The organism is Taklimakanibacter deserti (assembly GCA_003574785.1).
On sequence record QORU01000003.1, the window covers coordinates 1 to 15,184 of the forward strand.

Annotated in this window: 15 protein-coding genes; 11 read left to right on the plus strand and 4 right to left on the minus strand. The window is 62.0% G+C overall.

Annotated features, from left to right (window positions below; translation table 11 throughout):
• The 3 genes from DS839_RS36865 to DS839_RS06030 form a co-directional block, all read left to right on the plus strand.
• The coding region (locus tag DS839_RS36865) for a hypothetical protein (RefSeq protein WP_368911246.1) at nt 1-205 on the plus strand (205 nt) is incomplete at its 5' end.
• 351 nt (nt 206-556) lie between these two features.
• The gene (locus DS839_RS06025; RefSeq protein ID WP_119269407.1) at nt 557-970 is read left to right on the plus strand and encodes a hypothetical protein; all 414 of its coding nucleotides are present in this window, start codon (nt 557-559) and stop codon (nt 968-970) included.
• 118 nt (nt 971-1,088) lie between these two features.
• Nucleotides 1,089-2,105 carry an AraC-like ligand-binding domain-containing protein gene (locus DS839_RS06030; RefSeq protein ID WP_119269408.1) on the plus strand — a complete coding sequence of 339 codons (1,017 nt, stop codon included), beginning with the start codon at nt 1,089-1,091 and terminating at the stop codon, nt 2,103-2,105.
• 24 nt (nt 2,106-2,129) lie between these two features.
• Here the strand turns inward: DS839_RS06030 and DS839_RS06035 are convergent, their stop codons facing one another.
• The 4 genes from DS839_RS06035 to DS839_RS06050 all read right to left on the minus strand — a co-directional run bounded on the left by DS839_RS06035 (nt 2,130) and on the right by DS839_RS06050 (nt 5,821).
• The gene (locus DS839_RS06035) at nt 2,130-2,915 is read right to left on the minus strand and encodes a hypothetical protein (protein ID WP_119269409.1); all 786 of its coding nucleotides are present in this window, start codon (nt 2,913-2,915) and stop codon (nt 2,130-2,132) included.
• 164 nt (nt 2,916-3,079) lie between these two features.
• A complete protein-coding gene (locus tag DS839_RS06040) occupies nt 3,080-3,859 on the minus strand; it encodes an SDR family NAD(P)-dependent oxidoreductase (RefSeq protein WP_119269410.1) in 780 nt (259 codons plus the stop codon).
• A gap of 30 nt (nt 3,860-3,889) precedes the next feature.
• The gene (locus tag DS839_RS06045) at nt 3,890-4,645 is read right to left on the minus strand and encodes an SDR family oxidoreductase (RefSeq protein ID WP_162918331.1); all 756 of its coding nucleotides are present in this window, start codon (nt 4,643-4,645) and stop codon (nt 3,890-3,892) included.
• A gap of 30 nt (nt 4,646-4,675) precedes the next feature.
• Nucleotides 4,676-5,821 (minus strand): MFS transporter, encoded by a 1,146-nt coding sequence (locus DS839_RS06050; RefSeq protein WP_119269412.1) that lies wholly within the window; start codon nt 5,819-5,821, stop codon nt 4,676-4,678.
• Between the two features lie 192 nt (nt 5,822-6,013).
• Between DS839_RS06050 and DS839_RS06055 the strand changes: the two genes are divergently transcribed.
• The 8 genes from DS839_RS06055 to DS839_RS06090 all read left to right on the plus strand — a co-directional run bounded on the left by DS839_RS06055 (nt 6,014) and on the right by DS839_RS06090 (nt 15,160).
• Complete coding sequence (locus DS839_RS06055; RefSeq protein ID WP_119269413.1) at nt 6,014-6,751, plus strand: matrixin family metalloprotease; 738 nt, start codon at nt 6,014-6,016, stop codon at nt 6,749-6,751.
• 474 nt (nt 6,752-7,225) lie between these two features.
• Entirely contained in the window at nt 7,226-8,896 is a 1,671-nt protein-coding gene (locus tag DS839_RS06060) for an aromatic/alkene/methane monooxygenase hydroxylase/oxygenase subunit alpha (protein ID WP_162918332.1), read from the plus strand.
• Between the two features lie 84 nt (nt 8,897-8,980).
• On the plus strand, nt 8,981-10,018 hold the full coding sequence (locus DS839_RS06065; protein WP_119269415.1) for an NADH:ubiquinone reductase (Na(+)-transporting) subunit F: 1,038 nt from the start codon (nt 8,981-8,983) through the stop codon (nt 10,016-10,018).
• Nucleotides 10,019-10,076: 58 nt separating this feature from the next.
• On the plus strand, nt 10,077-11,147 hold the full coding sequence (locus DS839_RS06070; RefSeq protein WP_119269416.1) for an aromatic/alkene monooxygenase hydroxylase subunit beta: 1,071 nt from the start codon (nt 10,077-10,079) through the stop codon (nt 11,145-11,147).
• A 6-nt stretch (nt 11,148-11,153) separates the two neighbouring features.
• Nucleotides 11,154-11,525, plus strand: a complete 372-nt coding sequence (locus DS839_RS06075; RefSeq protein ID WP_119269417.1) for an MmoB/DmpM family protein — start codon at nt 11,154-11,156, stop codon at nt 11,523-11,525.
• Between the two features lie 104 nt (nt 11,526-11,629).
• Nucleotides 11,630-12,649 (plus strand): amidohydrolase family protein, encoded by a 1,020-nt coding sequence (locus DS839_RS06080; protein WP_119269418.1) that lies wholly within the window; start codon nt 11,630-11,632, stop codon nt 12,647-12,649.
• 5 nt (nt 12,650-12,654) lie between these two features.
• Nucleotides 12,655-13,479 carry an iron-sulfur cluster assembly protein gene (locus tag DS839_RS06085; protein ID WP_119269419.1) on the plus strand — a complete coding sequence of 275 codons (825 nt, stop codon included), beginning with the start codon at nt 12,655-12,657 and terminating at the stop codon, nt 13,477-13,479.
• Between the two features lie 49 nt (nt 13,480-13,528).
• Nucleotides 13,529-15,160 (plus strand): molecular chaperone GroEL, encoded by a 1,632-nt coding sequence (locus DS839_RS06090; protein WP_119269420.1) that lies wholly within the window; start codon nt 13,529-13,531, stop codon nt 15,158-15,160.
• Nucleotides 15,161-15,184 lie beyond the last annotated feature (24 nt).

The following is a 15,184-nucleotide window of genomic DNA, read 5'->3' on the forward strand; positions in this document are numbered from 1 at the left end:
TGCCACGCGCTACGAAAAGACCGACAGATGCTTTGCTGGCTTCATCAATATCGTCGCAGCCTTCCTCGCATCCAGTGATTGTAAACAAGCCTTAGCGCGCATCCCGGCGAAGTGGAATCACTTCGCCGAAAGGATTCGCGCCAATCAATATCCTGGAGCAAATCCTTATCGCCAAAGTCTTCAACTTTGGCGGGATTTGCTCTAATTCGAGCCGCTTCCGGCCGCCCTCAGTTCAATATCCCTTCAGATCGCGCCGCTACGCGCGGACTCCCGGTATTATTCCTGAAAATTTTTAGTTTTTTCCTGTCAGGAACGAAAAAACACATTTTTCCGCTCAAATATGTTGTAAGTGCAACATCACTAGTGTAAGATAGAAACCAACCTAAAACTGTCACAACGCCACTTCTTTTTGCGACTAACTTTCCTGCGCGTCGGACAACGTAAAAAACTTAGCTTTTACAGGTATTTAGATTTATGAACTGGAGATGAATGGGCGGGCAGGGGCTCGTTCAGAAAGTGAATCCCATGTTGTAATGGCAACAATGGAGGTAATATTATGTTCAAGGCATTCACTTTCAAAACCCTGGCTTCCCTTGCGCTGATCGCCGCGGTCGCCGCGGTCGGCGCCGCCGATCCGGCCCTGGCGAAAAAGAAGAAACCAGACGTGCCGAGCCAACAGGTGCCGGGTCATTGGGAGCGCAGCGAGGACGGCGGCTTCGAGTGGGTCGGCAAGAAGCTGAAGAAAATGCCGATGACGGGCCAGCCCGTCGTCCGTGATCACCGCAACAATGGCGGCGTCACGGTGTCGGATACGGGCGATGGACCGATCGTCCGCGATCATCGGACCCAGCCCGTCGTGCGCGATCACCGCAGCAACGGCGGCGGCGTCACGGTTTCGGAGACAGCGGATGGCCCGACCGTCCGCGATCACCGCAAGAAGAAGATTTATGGAATGCCTGTCTGGAACTGAGGTGAGGAGGTCACTCACTTGACGAAGGGGCGCCGGTTCTCCGAGCCGACGCCAGATTGTGGCAACCGAGCGGGGATCGGCCTTGGGCGATCTCCGCTCATAATGAAGCGGCATAGCGATGAACAAACTCGTTTGGCATGAATTCAGCACCAATGTGTCGCCGGAAAGCGAGCGCTTACCGGTGTTTTACGAAGACCTGATGATCCGGCACGAGGCGGCGCTCGATGTAGTACCGCAGCAGGACATGCAGTTCTCGGGCACGATCAAGCGCTGCCTTCTCGGCACCGTCGACGTGGCCAAGATCACGACCACGGTCGCGAGCTACGTGCGCACGCCCGAACTGGTCAGCGATGGGCGCGATGCGGTGTTCGTGGTCATCTGCCTCGATGGCAGCATGCTGTGCACGCAGGCCGAAGAGCCGGTCAGGATCGGCCCGGGCGAAGGCGTCGTCTGCGACAGCGTCGAACCCGGCGGACTGCAAATGGAAACCGCGACGCGCTATTGGGCGCTGAAGGTGACGCGCGCCGACATGGCGAAGCTGGTGCCGCACATCAAGCGCTTCGCCGGACTGAAGCTCAACAATACCGGCATGGCGGTAAAACTCCTGGCGCGCTATCTCGACAGCCTGCAAGGCGGCGATGCCGTGGGCGATGAACGCGAAGCGCGCATCTTCGGCGAGCATCTCCTCGATCTCATCGGCATGGCGATCGGCGCCGAGGGCGAAACCCGGCAGCTGGCCGAGCGGCGCGGGGTCAGGGCCGTGCGCCACGCCGCCGTGCTGCGCGAGATCGAGCGGAACATCCGCGACAGCCGGCTGAGCGCGGCCTCGGTCGCGGAACGGCTCGGCGTCACGCCGCGCTATGTGCATTTCCTCCTCGAGGAAAGCGGCCGCACTTTTTCCGAGCATGTCCTCGTCCGCCGGCTCAAGCTGGTCGAGACGCAGCTCAGCGATGCCGAGAAGGGCAATCTCAAGATCTCCGCCATCGCCCGGCACTCAGGCTTCACCGACATGTCCTATTTCAACCGCTGCTTCCGCAGCCATTTCGGCGATACGCCGTCAGGCTACCGCAAGCGGATTACGGCAAGGAGCATCACGCCGGAGGGAGCGGCCGGCGGGCTGGCGCTCGGAGGCTAATGGCACGAGCACCTGTTTGCTGGGTCAGAAACGGATCACGGCGCCCAGGATCGGGCCCTGCTGAACCACGTCGAACACGAAACCATCATCCTCGTAGTCGACGCTGAGACCGCGATAGCCGGCGATCAGTGATACCGAATCGCTCGCCTCATAGCCGAGGGCGCCCATCAGGTCCCAGGTGAGTTCGGACGATACGCCGAACCCGCCGATCATCGCCCATGAGGTGAGGAAGAATTCCGGACCGAGATTGAGCCTGCCCCTGGCGCCGATGATCGGATCGACCCAGGTCGCGCTGTCGCTGCCCGAAGCATTGATGACGTTGCCGGAGAAGTCGAGATCCGTCTTCACCCACCAGACTCGCGCTCCGGCCAGCGCATCGAGAGTTCCGCCTTCCGCGTCGATCAGGCGATATTCAGCCGTCCCGAGGAGTGTGAGGACTTCGGTTGTCAGCTCGATATCGGCGTCGACCCGGCGCGCCTCGACTTCGTCATCGGCCGAGAGCTTCACGTAGAGGAGGTCGGTCAGGAACGCGAGACGGCCATAGCGGGCTTCGCCCGCGCCCATGAAGCCGACGTCGAAATGCTTGAGAATGTCGCTGAAGGAAAGATCCACCTCGACCGCGGGCAGACCGAACTGCGCGATGTCGCCGTCGAGTCCGGCGGCCCAGACATAAGGTGCGAAGGCGAATTCCCACCCGCTCTCGGTCGTGAACTCCGCCTGCTCGGGCGCCAGCAGATCGGCCGAGGCCGCCTGGCCGGTGAGCCCTAGGAGCGCAGCGACGCTGCATGCGAGATAGCGAGGAGCCTTCATGGTCACCCTTTCACCGACGATGCCTGCATCCCGTACCCCCGCCACGGTTCGATACATAGTTGGACTATGGTCCAACCGCCCTGATATCTGCCGTAAGTTAACACATGAAAGTTCAAATACCGACAGCCCTCAGTCCCGCGGCGTATGACGCTCGTCTTGATCGATTACGATTTGACTGGAACCGTGTAATTGAGCGGCAGGCGGCCGCCATCGACATAGATCGTCTGGCCGGTGACATAGCTCGCATCGTCGGAGGCGAGAAAAGCCGCGATCGCGGCGACCTCGGCCGCTTCGCCGATACGGCCCAGAGGCGTGCGCGACAGAAGCCGCTGGCGCGCCGCGGGATCGGCGTTCACGGTGGTGAGCATGTCGGTCATGATCGAGCCCGGCCCGATGGCGTTGACGCGGATGCCGTATTCGGCAAGGCCGAGCGACATCACTTTGGTGAGCTGGTTGACGCCGCCCTTGGACGCCGAATAGGGCACTTGCGTCGCGATGGTGACGACGGCGTTGACCGAGGACATGTTGACGATGGCGCCCGGCTTGCGGCCCGCCTCCACCTGCTTCACCATCTGGCGTGCGACCGCCTGGCCGACCAGGAAGGCCCCCTTGAGATTGACCCTGATCACCCGGTCGAAATCGGCTTCCGAAATGTCGAGGATGGTGCCGGAGATGGTGATCCCGGCATTGTTGACGAGGATGTCGATGGCGCCATGCGTATCGACGACCTCAGCGATCATCCGGTCGACGTCGGCCTTGTCGCCGACATCGCAGTGGAGATAATGCGCGGCACCGCCCAGGGATACGGCCGTCGCCGTCCCCGTCGCATCATCGATATCGGCGAGGACCACGCGGGCTCCTTCCGCCAGGAGACGCTCGGCGCAAGCGCGGCCGATGCCTCGCGCGGCACCCGTGACAATGGCTATCCTGTCCTTCAGCTTCATTCTACCTGCACTCTGTTTTTCGGATGATGATCAGCCCGGCAGTGTTCCGCCGTGCTCCGGATCGATGACGATCGATGCCAGAGTCACATGGCGCGGGCGCGACAAGGTGAAAATGCCCGCCTCGACGATATCGCGATTGGTGGCGAGCGAAGAAAGCGGGCGCGGGGCGTTCCAGGCTTGCGCATCGAGCGGCGATATGTCGACGAGATCGGGCGGATAGAGCGCGCTCACGCGGATGGACCGGCCCCTGAGCTCCTGCCGCAGGCCTTCGGTCATGCCGGTCTGTCCATGCTTGGCGGCGTGGAAGGCGATCGATTCGCCATGCAGCGGCACATTGGGCAGGCCTGCGACCGAGATGATGTTGAGGATGTCGCCGGCGCCCGAAGCCTCGAGCGGCTTGATGAGGCCGCGGGTGAAGAGCAAGGTGCCGGTGACGCCGGACGAGATGGTGGTGACGATGGCATAGGCATCATGCTCGTCCATCCGGCCCGGCAGCCATTGCGCGCCATTGTTGATCAGGATGTCGATGTGCGGCATCTCATCGCGCATCTTCTTGGCGGTCTGCGTGACCTGGCCCGGATCGGCGAGATCGAAGACCAGCGTCTGCGGGCGCTTGCCGGTGCGATCGCCGATGGCCTCGGCCATGGTGGTGACCTGCTCGGTGTTGCGGCCGGTCATGATGACCTCGGCGCCGAGATCGGCGAGGCTGACGGCGAAGGCGGCGCCGAGCCCCCGGCCGGCGCCGGTGATGACCGCGATCTTGCCCGTGAAATCCGGCCTGTCCATCTTTCTCCCCTTGCTCATTCTCGATCCTAGCTAATAGGCATCGGCAGCGCCAGCAGCCCGCGCCGAGGCGGCAATCACCAGCGAAGCGAGCACGACCAGGCCCAGCGCCATGGTCAATCCGGTGAGCTCGGCGACAAAGCCGATGAGCGGCGGCCCGGCGAGGAAGCCGGCATAGCCGAGTGTCGTGACCGCGGCGATGCCGCGGCCCGGTGCGGATGGCTCGAGCCGGCCGCCGCCGGCGAAGAGGATGGGCGCGGCATTGCCGATGCCGATGCCGGCAAAAGCGAGAGCGACGATCGCGATCGGGACGGAAGGGATGACCAGCGCCAAGGCGAGCCCTGCCGCCATCAGAAGCGCGCTCCAGCGCACCAGCCGCGCCGCGCCGATCTTCATGCGCATCCAGTCGCCGAGCAGGCGTGAGAAGGACATGCCGGCGGCGAAAGCCGCAAAGCCCAGGGCCGCCGTGCTGGCATCGAGCGCGAAACGCTCCAGCAGCATGAGACCCGACCAGTCGACGACGGCGCCTTCCGCCATCAAGGCCAGGAAGCACAACAGGCCGAGGCCGATCGTCGCGCGGGTCGGCCAGACGAAGCCCTCGCCCGACAATCCCTTGTCGATCGTCGTCGGCAGGTAGAAGCGGATGGTGAGCAGAAACACGAGGAAGCAGACGGCGGAGCTGAGAAAGACATGTCCGGTTTCGCCGATCAGCCTGAGCAACAGCGCGCCCCACAGCGAGCCCGTCATGGCGCCGATGCTGAAACCCGCATGCAGGAGCGACATGGTCGGACGCCGCAGGGCCTTCTCGACCGCGATGCCATGGGCATTCATGGCGACATCCATGCTGCCGATCGCAGCGCCGAAGATCAGCGCGGCGGGCAGGAAGGTCCAGAGGTCCGGCATCATCGGCGGCAGGATGAAAGCGAGACAGAAGACGACGCCGGCGGTCGTGGTGACGCGAGCGCTGCCGAAGCGGTTGATGAGGACGCCGGAGAGCGGCATGGAAATGATGGCGCCGATCGCAATAGCGAGCAGCGCCAATCCGAAAATGCCGGGGCCGACGGCGAGGCGTTCCTTGGCGAGCGGAATGAGCGGGATCCAGCTGCCCAAAATGGTGCCGTGCACGAAGAAGGTGAGCGCGATGGCCCAGCGCGCTTTGTGGATGGCGGAAGAGAGCATGGAACCCCGGTCGAGATTCGGTTGCGTCGAGAAGTTCCCCTATCACTTTGTCGCAGCTAGACAAAATGCTGATTGCGTTGGCGGGCAAAGTGTAAGAGAAAACACCCTGCGCAGGACATGTGTGCCGCCACGGAAGCGGGCAGATTGCGCCATTGCCAATGACGACAGATGGGTGAGTGAGGGACTAACGGCATGATGCTGGGCAGATTCGCTGCCGCCATGATCTTCCTGGCGGCAATGATGAACACTATGTGCCAGGCTGACGACCATCGGCTTCTGGTGCTGGAAGGCTCCTGGGTCAAATGGGGCAAGCCCCAATGGGGCTCGGGCGCCATCGTGAGTTTTGCATTCGCGTCGCATCCGCAAACTTCACCAAGCGCCCGCAATTGCTCATCGCTCCTGCCGTTCGACGAGCTGGTCAGGCGGACCGGATTGCCGCAGCGCCAGGTGTGGAGCGAAGCGGCAATGGCCTTCGCCTCCTGGGCGCAAGTCACCGGCCTCACTTTCGTCGAGACGAAAGATCCAGCGCGGGCGGACATCGTCATCGGCGCCCAGGGCAATCCGACCGGTCGCGCCTTCACCAATGTCGAGCTCGATGCAGGGCCGGTTGCGCAGACCGCGGCGACCGAACGCGGCTTCGCCATATCGGCAGAGCCGCCGCGCGGAACAGGACCGCAAGGCCTGCGCTCGATCCGCAAGGCGCTCATCTGCTTCAATCCCCTTACCAGGTGGAAGATCGGCTTCGACGGCAAGCTCGATGTCTACGACCTGCGCTATACGCTGACTCATGAGATCGGCCATGCCATCGGGCTCGATCATCCGGGCGTCGCCGGCGCGCTCATGGACTTTCGCTATGACGAGAAGCACAAGAGCCTGACGAAAGGCGACGTCGAGGCGGCGCAGCGGCTCTATGGGACGGGCGCGCGCTAGTCGGCAATCTGCCGATTTCATTGCCTGAATAGGGCAAAATAAATCACTGTTGCAATTTGACTGGACAGCAGACGTGCGGCGCGGCGTTGCCCGCACCGATTTGCAAGTGAATTCGCCGATTTTGAACTCGTGCCGCGAACTGGCACGTGCCTTGCTTATGGATTAACCACAATAACGATGACTGGTCCCACGGACGAGCCACGCCAAAGAACGAGGGAGGGAGGCCCTCAGAAGCGCACTGCACGCTGCAGAGGATTCTTGCTTCGCCCGCACGGCGAGCGTTGGATTTTCGTGACGCAACATTGCAGCTGCGCTTCCCAGGTCTCCCGACAACCTTGCCAAGTTGAAAATCAGTGATCGGACAGACGGTCCGCGGTGGCGGACTTCCGTACACACACATTTGGCACGTGAACTGGTCCACTGCGGCGGCACAGAGCCGAGGTGATGGACAGCAACTCTGGAGGAACGACTCGCATGTCGACAGCTTTGACCCTCAACAAGATCACCGCCCAAAAAGGCATTCCGGTCAGCGAAGCCGCGAAGAAGATCGCAGATCTCGGCTGGAACCCTTCCTATGTCCAGGAAGCCATGACCTTCCCGACCGACTATAAGATCACCAAGGCGCCGAAGGATCCGATGCGCCAGGTGCTGCGCTCATATTTCCCGATGCAGGAGGAAAAAGACAACCGCGTCTATGGTGCGCTCGACGCGGCGTTGCGCGGCGATATGTTCCGCAACGTCGAGCCGCGCTGGGTCGAATGGATGAAGCTATTCCTGGCGATCATACCGTTCCCCGAAATTTCCGCCGCGCGGTCGATGGCCATGGTCGGACGCCTGGCGCCGGGCGAGGATCTGAGGACCGGCTTCACCATGCAGATGGTCGACGAGTTCCGTCACTCGACCATCCAGATGAACCTCAAGAAGTGGTACATGGAGAACTACATCGATCCGGCCGGCTTCGACATCACCGAAGAAGCCTTCGGCAAATGCTATGCCACCACCATCGGCCGTCAGTTCGGTGAAGGCTTCATCACCGGCGATGCCATTACCTCGGCCAATGTCTACCTCACGGTAGTCGCCGAGACGGCATTCACCAACACGCTGTTCGTCGCCATGCCGTCGGAAGCCGCCCGCAACGGCGACTACGCCCTGCCGACTGTGTTCCTGTCCGTGCAATCCGACGAGAGCCGGCATATCGGCAACGGCCATTCAATGCTGATGTCGATGCTCAAGGAGCCGGAAAATCACCTGCTGCTCGAGCGCGATCTCAAATATGCCTTCTGGCAGAACCATGCCATCGTCGATGCCGCTATCGGCACCTTCATCGAGTACGGCACCACCAACCGCGACAAGAACAAGGAATCCTACGCGGAAATGTGGCATCGCTGGATCTTCGAGGACTACTACCGCACCTACATGCTGCCGCTCGAGAAATACGGCATCAAGATCCATCACGACGACGTGCAGACGGCCTGGAAGCGCCTGACCGAGAAGTTCTATGTCCACAAGGTGGCGCAGTTCTTCGCCGTCGGCTGGCCGGTCGCCTTCTGGCGCATCGAAGCCCAGACCGACAAGGACTTCGAATGGTTCGAGCACAAATATCCGGGCTGGTATGCCCAGTTCGGCGAATTCTGGAAGTGGTACGACAAGCTCTCGCATCGCGGCCAGACCAACATCCTGTTCAATGGCGACACGGGTTATGTCTATCCGCATCGCTGCTGGTCGAGCATGATCCCATGCGTGATCCGTGAGGACATCGCCGTCGACACCATCGACGGCAAGCTCCACACTTTCTGCCACGAGATCGACCGGTGGACGGCGGTCACCGCTTTTGCCGGGGAGTATGAGGGCCGCCCGACCCCTGCCATGGGCCGGTTCAGTGGTCGGCGCGAGTGGGAAAGCGTCTATCACAACTGGGATCTGGCCGACGCCATCAAGGATCTCGGCTTCGTCCGTACCGACGGCAAGACGCTCGTCGCCCAGCCGCATCTGCGCTTCGACGACAAGGAGATGTGGACGCTCGATGATGTGCGCGGCTACACGCTGAAGAGCCCGCTCATCACGCTGCGCGAGATGTCGCCGGCCGATCGGGAAAAGCATCTTGCCGAATATCGCAAGGGATTCACGATCAGGCCCTGCAACTGATCCGTGACCCCGGAGCCGGCTTCGGCCGGCTCCGCCCCTCTTCATCCTCAACGACCAGATGGCGATCATCGGGAGAGCCTAGTCATGGCCGATGTCCATACCGTTCGACTTCAGCCCGTCGGCATCGAGTTCGAGGTCGAGGAAGGAGAGACCGTCCTCAATGCGGCGTTCCGCCAGGGAATTGCCCTGCCGCATGGCTGCAAGGAGGGACAATGCTCGGCCTGCAAATGCATTCTCGGTGATGGTGAAGTCGAACTGAAGAAGTACTCGACTTTCGCGCTCAATGAGATGGAGCGCTCGCAAAATCACATCCTTCTGTGCCGCACGCTGGTCTATTCGGACGTCGATGTCGAGCTGCTGAACTACGATGAGGAAGTGCTGTCCAAGTCGATTCCGGTGAAGGAATTCGACGGCATCGTGACGGAGATCACCCAGCCGACCCACGATATCCGCCGACTTGAAATCGAATTGGCGCAACCCATGAAATTCTGGGCGGGGCAATATGCCGACATCACGCTCTCGGGGGCGGAGACGATTACCCGCTCGTTTTCCATGGCAAATCCGCCGGGCGAAACCAAAAAATTCGCGTTCATCATCAAAAAATACCCCAACGGGAAATTCTCCTCCCGCCTCGACGGTGACCTCGAGCCAGGAACGGCCGTGCGGATCAAAGGCCCCTACGGAACCTGCTTTCGCCGAGAAGGACGAGACGGAGCCATGATCCTGGTCGGCGGCGGTTCCGGCATGTCGCCCCTGTGGTCGATCTTGCACGACCATCTCGCCAGCGGCGAACCGAAGCCAGTCTATTTCTTCTATGGTGCGCGCACCCGCAACGATCTGTTCTACCTAGAGGACTTCGCCCGCATCACCGGCGAAAATCCGGCCTTTACCTTTGTGCCGGTGCTTTCAAATGCCGCCGACGATGCCGGCTGGACCGGCGAGAAGGGCTTCGTTCACGAGACGGTTGCCGCCTATCTGAAGCGCCTCGGTCTGGGCAGCAATGTCGATGTCTATGCCTGCGGACCGACGCCAATGATCGACGCGCTGACGCCGGTCCTGGTGATGCACGACGTCGAGAGCGACCGCATCTACTTCGACAAATTCACGCCGGCGCCCACGTGATGGACGCGGCCTGGATGAACGCAACGCCACTCAACCCGATACTCGAAGGGAGGAACTCATGAGTACAGCAGCAGGCACAGCAGCAAAATCAGGCGCAGCAGGCTCCGCCGTGTTCGCCGACTCCGACAGCCGGAGATACCGGTATTTCGAACCCAAGGGCAAACGCGCCACCCATTATGAGGATGTAACGGTTGACGTTCAGCCAGATCCCGAACGCTATCTCCTGCAGGACTGGATCATCAATTTTCCGAATGGCAAAGGCGCCTACTACAAGGACGCCACTGCCGCAAAGAGCTCCAACTGGCATGCTTTCCGCGCGCCCGACCAGGAGTGGGAACGCACGCACTACCAGCGGCAATCGAAGATCGAAGCCATGGTGCAGAGCGTCATCGCCAATGGCCGCAAGGCGCGCGCACCGCAAAGCTTCAACAAGGTGTGGGTAAAGATCCTGCAGACCCATCTCGGCGCCTGGAAACACGCCGAATTCGGCCTCGGCACCGCCCTCATGCAGGCGCAGCGCTATGGCTACACGCAGATGATCAACAATGCCACGTTGACCAACTCGTCCTACAAGCTGCGTCTTGCCCAGGACATCACGCTCTACCTCGCCGAGATCGGCATGGATATTTCGGGCTTCGACGATCAGGCCGGAAAGCGCGCCTGGCTCGAGGACAAGATCTGGCAGGGAACGCGCGAAGCGGTCGAGTCGATCATGGGCTCGGAAGATTATCTCGAACAGTACTTCGCCACCAACATCGTGTTCGAACCGCTGGTCGGCGAATTGTTCCGCAGCGGCTTCCTGATGCAGGCGGCATCCCAGAACGGGGACTTCATCACACCCTCGGTCATCTCGGCGGCGGAAGCCGACTATGAACGCAACCTCGCCAATGCCATCGATCTGTTCCATCTTCTCAGTCACGACGACGGGCATGCCGCGCACAACAAGCGGCTGTTCGGCGGCTGGCTGAAACGGCACGTCGGTCTCGCCAACAAAGCCGCTGCCGGTCTGCAGCCGATCTGGTCGCAGCCGCATGCCAAGCCGGTTCAGTTCGCCGATGCGCGGGCTCAGTCGGTCGAACGCATCAAGTCCATCACCAGCGAGCTCGGTCTCGCCCTTCCCCAGGAGTAACCAGGCATGTCGGAAGCTTCACGAGCTGCAACCAGCCACACCGTCTTCAAGAAGATGAGCGACATCGTCTTTGAGGACACCATCTCGGACCAGTGCGGTGTCACCATGAACGACAGCGTCGAGGCCAGGGCGATCGCCGAATTCATGGCGCAGAAGCCGGGCGTCACGGTGACCTACCAGCCGGCGCTCATCCGTATCGACGGCCGCGGCAAGCTGGTCTTCAAGATGGACGAAATCAGCGAAATTCTCGGCAAGGAGATGACGGCGTCGATCTTCGAGGTGAACACCTCGACGCATTACGGCCGCATGGTGCGTGTCGACGACAACACCGTCACCTTGTTCGGCAACATGGAGGACATGTTCGAATACATCCAGTAGCCGGCGTTATCGGTACCGGATCGACGACAGCGCCGGCGGCCGATGGTCCGCCGGCAACCAGGACACGGGAGGCGGCCTGCCCGCCCAAGGAGAGGAGAACGAGAATGTTCACGACACCATCAGGCGAGAAGGTCTTCGTCATCGACGGCCATACGCATTTCTGGGACGGCAGTCCGGAGAACCAGAAGAACATCCACGGCAAGCAGTTCATCGAATGCTTCTACGCCTATCACACGGCGCTGAGCCCCAAGGACAAGCTGTGGCCGAAGGCGAAGTTCGAGAAGTACAGCGCCGAAGACATGTACAACGATCTTTTTGTCGATGGCCCCGACGACATGGCCATCGTGCAATCCACCTATCTCACCGATTTCTACAAGAAAGGCTTCAACACCATCGAGCAGAACGCCCAGATGGCGAAGAAGTACAAGGACCGCTTCATCCTGAACGGATCCTTCGATCCGCGCCACGGCAACAAGGCGCTCGACTACATCAAGCACATGAAGGAGGAGTTCAACATCAAGGGGGTAAAGCTCTACACCGCCGAATGGAACGGAGATTCGCGCGGCTGGAGACTCACCGACAAGGATGCGTACAAGTGCCTCGAACTTTGCGACAAGCTGGGTATCGTCAATATCCACGTCCACAAGGGTCCGACGATCATCCCGCTCGACAAGGACGCCTTCGACGTTCATGACGTCGACCATGCGGCCACCGATTTCCAGGGGCTCAACTTCATCATCGAACATTGCGGCCTGCCGCGCCTCGATGATTTCTGCTGGATCGCGGTGCAGGAAACCAATGTGCTTGGCGGTCTCGCGGTGGCGTTGCCCTTCATCCACAGCCGTCCGCGCTACTTCGCGGAGGTCATCGCCGAATTGCTGTTCTGGCTGGGCGAGGACAAGCTGCTGTTCGGCAGCGACTATGCCATCTGGACGCCGCGCTGGCTGGTGGAGAAGTTCTGGAGCTTCGAACTGCCGGAGGACATCAAGCAGGAGCGCGGTGTCGACCTGACCCCGCAGGCCAAGCGCAAGATCCTCGGCCTCAACGCCGCGCGCCTCTACGACATCGATGTCGAGAAGCAACTCGCCAAGTTGCAGCCGCGCCAGCCGGCGGCAGCGGAGTAGGGCCGATGGGCGCGCGCCGCCACGCGACGGGCCCGATTGCGGAAGTCTGGTCACGGCTCGACGCCGTGACCGACCCCGAGCTCGATGAGGCCGTGACGGATCTTGACTTCATCGAAAGCGTCGAGGTTTCGGATACCGGCGAGGTCGACATCGCCTTCAGGCTTCCGACCTACTGGTGTTCGGCCAACTTTGCCTTCCTGATGGCCGATGACATCAGGCGGCAGGTGTCGGCGCTTCCCTGGGTCACCAGGGTGCGTCCGCGGCTCGAGGACCATATGTGTGCCGATGACATCAATCACGGCGTGCAAAACGACATGCCTTTCGACAAGGCGCTTGCCGGCTTCGGGACTGCCGGTTCGCTCGATGAGGTGCGGGACAAGTTCCGGCGCAAGGCCTTCGAGCGGCGGCAGGAGGCGGTACTGCGGGCGCTGCTGGCGCAGGGTCTGGCCGACGCCCACATCAGCGCGATGACGTCAGGCCTCCTTGCAGAGCTTTTGATCGAGGATGCAAGTGCCGCGCGGCAGCGCCGGCGCTATCTCGATCTGCTGGCGGCGCTGGGGCATGTCGGTGGACCGATAAGCCGGGCTTTCGTCACCTATGACGGCTCGCCCATCGCGGCAGACGAACTCGCCGGCCACTTGCAGCGCCTGAAGGCGGTCCGCATCAACATGGAATTTGGCGGCGCCCTGTGCCGGGGGCTTCTTGCCGCCCGCTACCGGGAGTTCGACCCGGAAAAGGACGAGCCGACCCTGGTCGATTTCATGCTCGACCGGGTGCCACCGCGAAAACAAGCCGACAACGGACGTGAAGGCGTGCCGGATCACCCGTAAGGGCCCAGCAACAGAACGCGCCAGGACGCATAACGAAGAGGAGACGAAAATGGCGAAACACCTGCTGCACAAGAACGAGGCCCGCGAGGCCCTGGCGAGGGGCGTATCGAAGCTCGCGGCCGCGGTCGAGCCGACGCTTGGCCCGAAGGGCATGAATGCGATGGTCGACCGGCCGCTCGGCACACCGATCGTATCGCGCGACGGCGTCACCATCGCCTCCGAAATCGAACTGCCGGACCGGTTTGAAAACATGGGGGCGCAGATCGTGCGGGAAGTGTCGATGCAGACCAACGAGGTTGCAGGCGACGGCACGACGACGGCCATGGTTCTCGCCAATGGCCTCATCCAGGGCGGCGTCTCCGCCCTGAAGCGCGGCGCCAAGCCCGTCGATCTGTGCAAAGGCATCGACCGTGCCGTCGATGTCGTCCTCGAATCTCTCAAGGAGATGGCAAAGCCGGCCTCCGACCGCAAATCCCTGGAGGCGGTGGCGACCATCGCCGCAACCAACGGCGACCTTGGCCGCATGATCGCCGAGGCCATCGATCGGGTGGGACGCAACGGCATCATCACCTCCGAGTTCGGCCTCACCGTCGACACGACTCTCGAGATCGTCGAAGGCATGTCCTTCGATCGCGGCTACATTTCGCACCACATGGTGACCGATGTGGAGAAGATGGAGGTGGTGCTCGACCAGCCTTACATCCTCTTGACCGATCTCAAGATCCAGTCGCCCGGCCAGCTCGAAAAAATCCGTGCAGCGGTCTCGGCCAAGGGGCGTCCCCTGGTCATCATCGCCGAGGATGTCGCGCCCGAGGTGGTGATGACGCTGCTGGGCGATGGCAATCGCGGCAAGGTACTCGTGGTCAACCCGCCGGATTATGGCCACTGGCGCAAGGCGATGATGGACGATCTGGCGATCCTCACCGGCGGCAAGGTCATTGCCCGTGACCTCGGCGGCAAGTTGGAGAGCGCCACGCCTGCCGATCTTGGAACCGCATGGCAGATTCGCGCCAGCGCGCGGGAGACCGTCATCATCCGTGGCGGCGGCGACGCGAGCGCGATCGCTGCCCGGCGCGCGCAAATCGCGCGGCAATATGGTCTGGCGCCGCCCAACATCGAGCAGGACAAGCTGCGCGAACGCCTGGCGAAGATTTCCGGCGGGACCGCCGTGATCCTCGCCGGCGGCGTAACGCCGGTGGAGCAGAAACGGACCATCCAGCTGATCGACGACGCGCTGCACGCAGCACGCGCCGCGGCGGAAGAGGGCATCGTTCCCGGGGGCGGCACCGCGCTGGCGCAATGCGCAGCGACCGTCGGCCGCAAGCTTGGCAACATCAATGGCGATCTCGGCGAGGGGATACGCCTGGTACGCGACGTCCTGGTGCGGCCGGCGGCGCTGATCGCCGGCAATGCCGGCTACGATCCCTCCGAGATCGTGGAAAAGCTGTTGCAGTCGAAGCCGGGCACCGGCTTCGATGCGGCGAACGGGGTCTTCGCCGACATGATCGATGCCGGCATCATCGACCCGGTGCGCGTCACCTGTGCGGCGCTGCGCAACGCGGCCTCGGTCGCCAATCTGGTGCTGACGACCGAGACCCTCGTCGTCAACCTGCCGGAAGATTTCGATCCGACAGCCGGTCCGGCGCTTGGCGGCGGCGCCGAGAAGCTCGGCCGCGCCTGAGTCCGCAAGACCATTCACAGGGAG

Bases quoted from the DNA above. Each gene is read 5' to 3' on its own strand.
- DS839_RS06025 (WP_119269407.1), top strand. From the start codon at position 557: ATGTTCAAGGCATTCACTTTCAAAACCCTGGCTTCCCTTGCGCTGATC.
- DS839_RS06030 (WP_119269408.1), top strand. From the start codon at position 1,089: ATGAACAAACTCGTTTGGCATGAATTCAGCACCAATGTGTCGCCGGAA.
- DS839_RS06035 (WP_119269409.1), bottom strand. From the start codon at position 2,915: ATGAAGGCTCCTCGCTATCTCGCATGCAGCGTCGCTGCGCTCCTAGGG.
- DS839_RS06040 (WP_119269410.1), bottom strand. From the start codon at position 3,859: ATGAAGCTGAAGGACAGGATAGCCATTGTCACGGGTGCCGCGCGAGGC.
- DS839_RS06045 (WP_162918331.1), bottom strand. From the start codon at position 4,645: ATGGACAGGCCGGATTTCACGGGCAAGATCGCGGTCATCACCGGCGCC.
- DS839_RS06050 (WP_119269412.1), bottom strand. From the start codon at position 5,821: ATGCTCTCTTCCGCCATCCACAAAGCGCGCTGGGCCATCGCGCTCACC.
- DS839_RS06055 (WP_119269413.1), top strand. From the start codon at position 6,014: ATGATGCTGGGCAGATTCGCTGCCGCCATGATCTTCCTGGCGGCAATG.
- DS839_RS06060 (WP_162918332.1), top strand. From the start codon at position 7,226: ATGTCGACAGCTTTGACCCTCAACAAGATCACCGCCCAAAAAGGCATT.
- DS839_RS06065 (WP_119269415.1), top strand. From the start codon at position 8,981: ATGGCCGATGTCCATACCGTTCGACTTCAGCCCGTCGGCATCGAGTTC.
- DS839_RS06070 (WP_119269416.1), top strand. From the start codon at position 10,077: ATGAGTACAGCAGCAGGCACAGCAGCAAAATCAGGCGCAGCAGGCTCC.
- DS839_RS06075 (WP_119269417.1), top strand. From the start codon at position 11,154: ATGTCGGAAGCTTCACGAGCTGCAACCAGCCACACCGTCTTCAAGAAG.
- DS839_RS06080 (WP_119269418.1), top strand. From the start codon at position 11,630: ATGTTCACGACACCATCAGGCGAGAAGGTCTTCGTCATCGACGGCCAT.
- DS839_RS06085 (WP_119269419.1), top strand. From the start codon at position 12,655: ATGGGCGCGCGCCGCCACGCGACGGGCCCGATTGCGGAAGTCTGGTCA.
- DS839_RS06090 (WP_119269420.1), top strand. From the start codon at position 13,529: ATGGCGAAACACCTGCTGCACAAGAACGAGGCCCGCGAGGCCCTGGCG.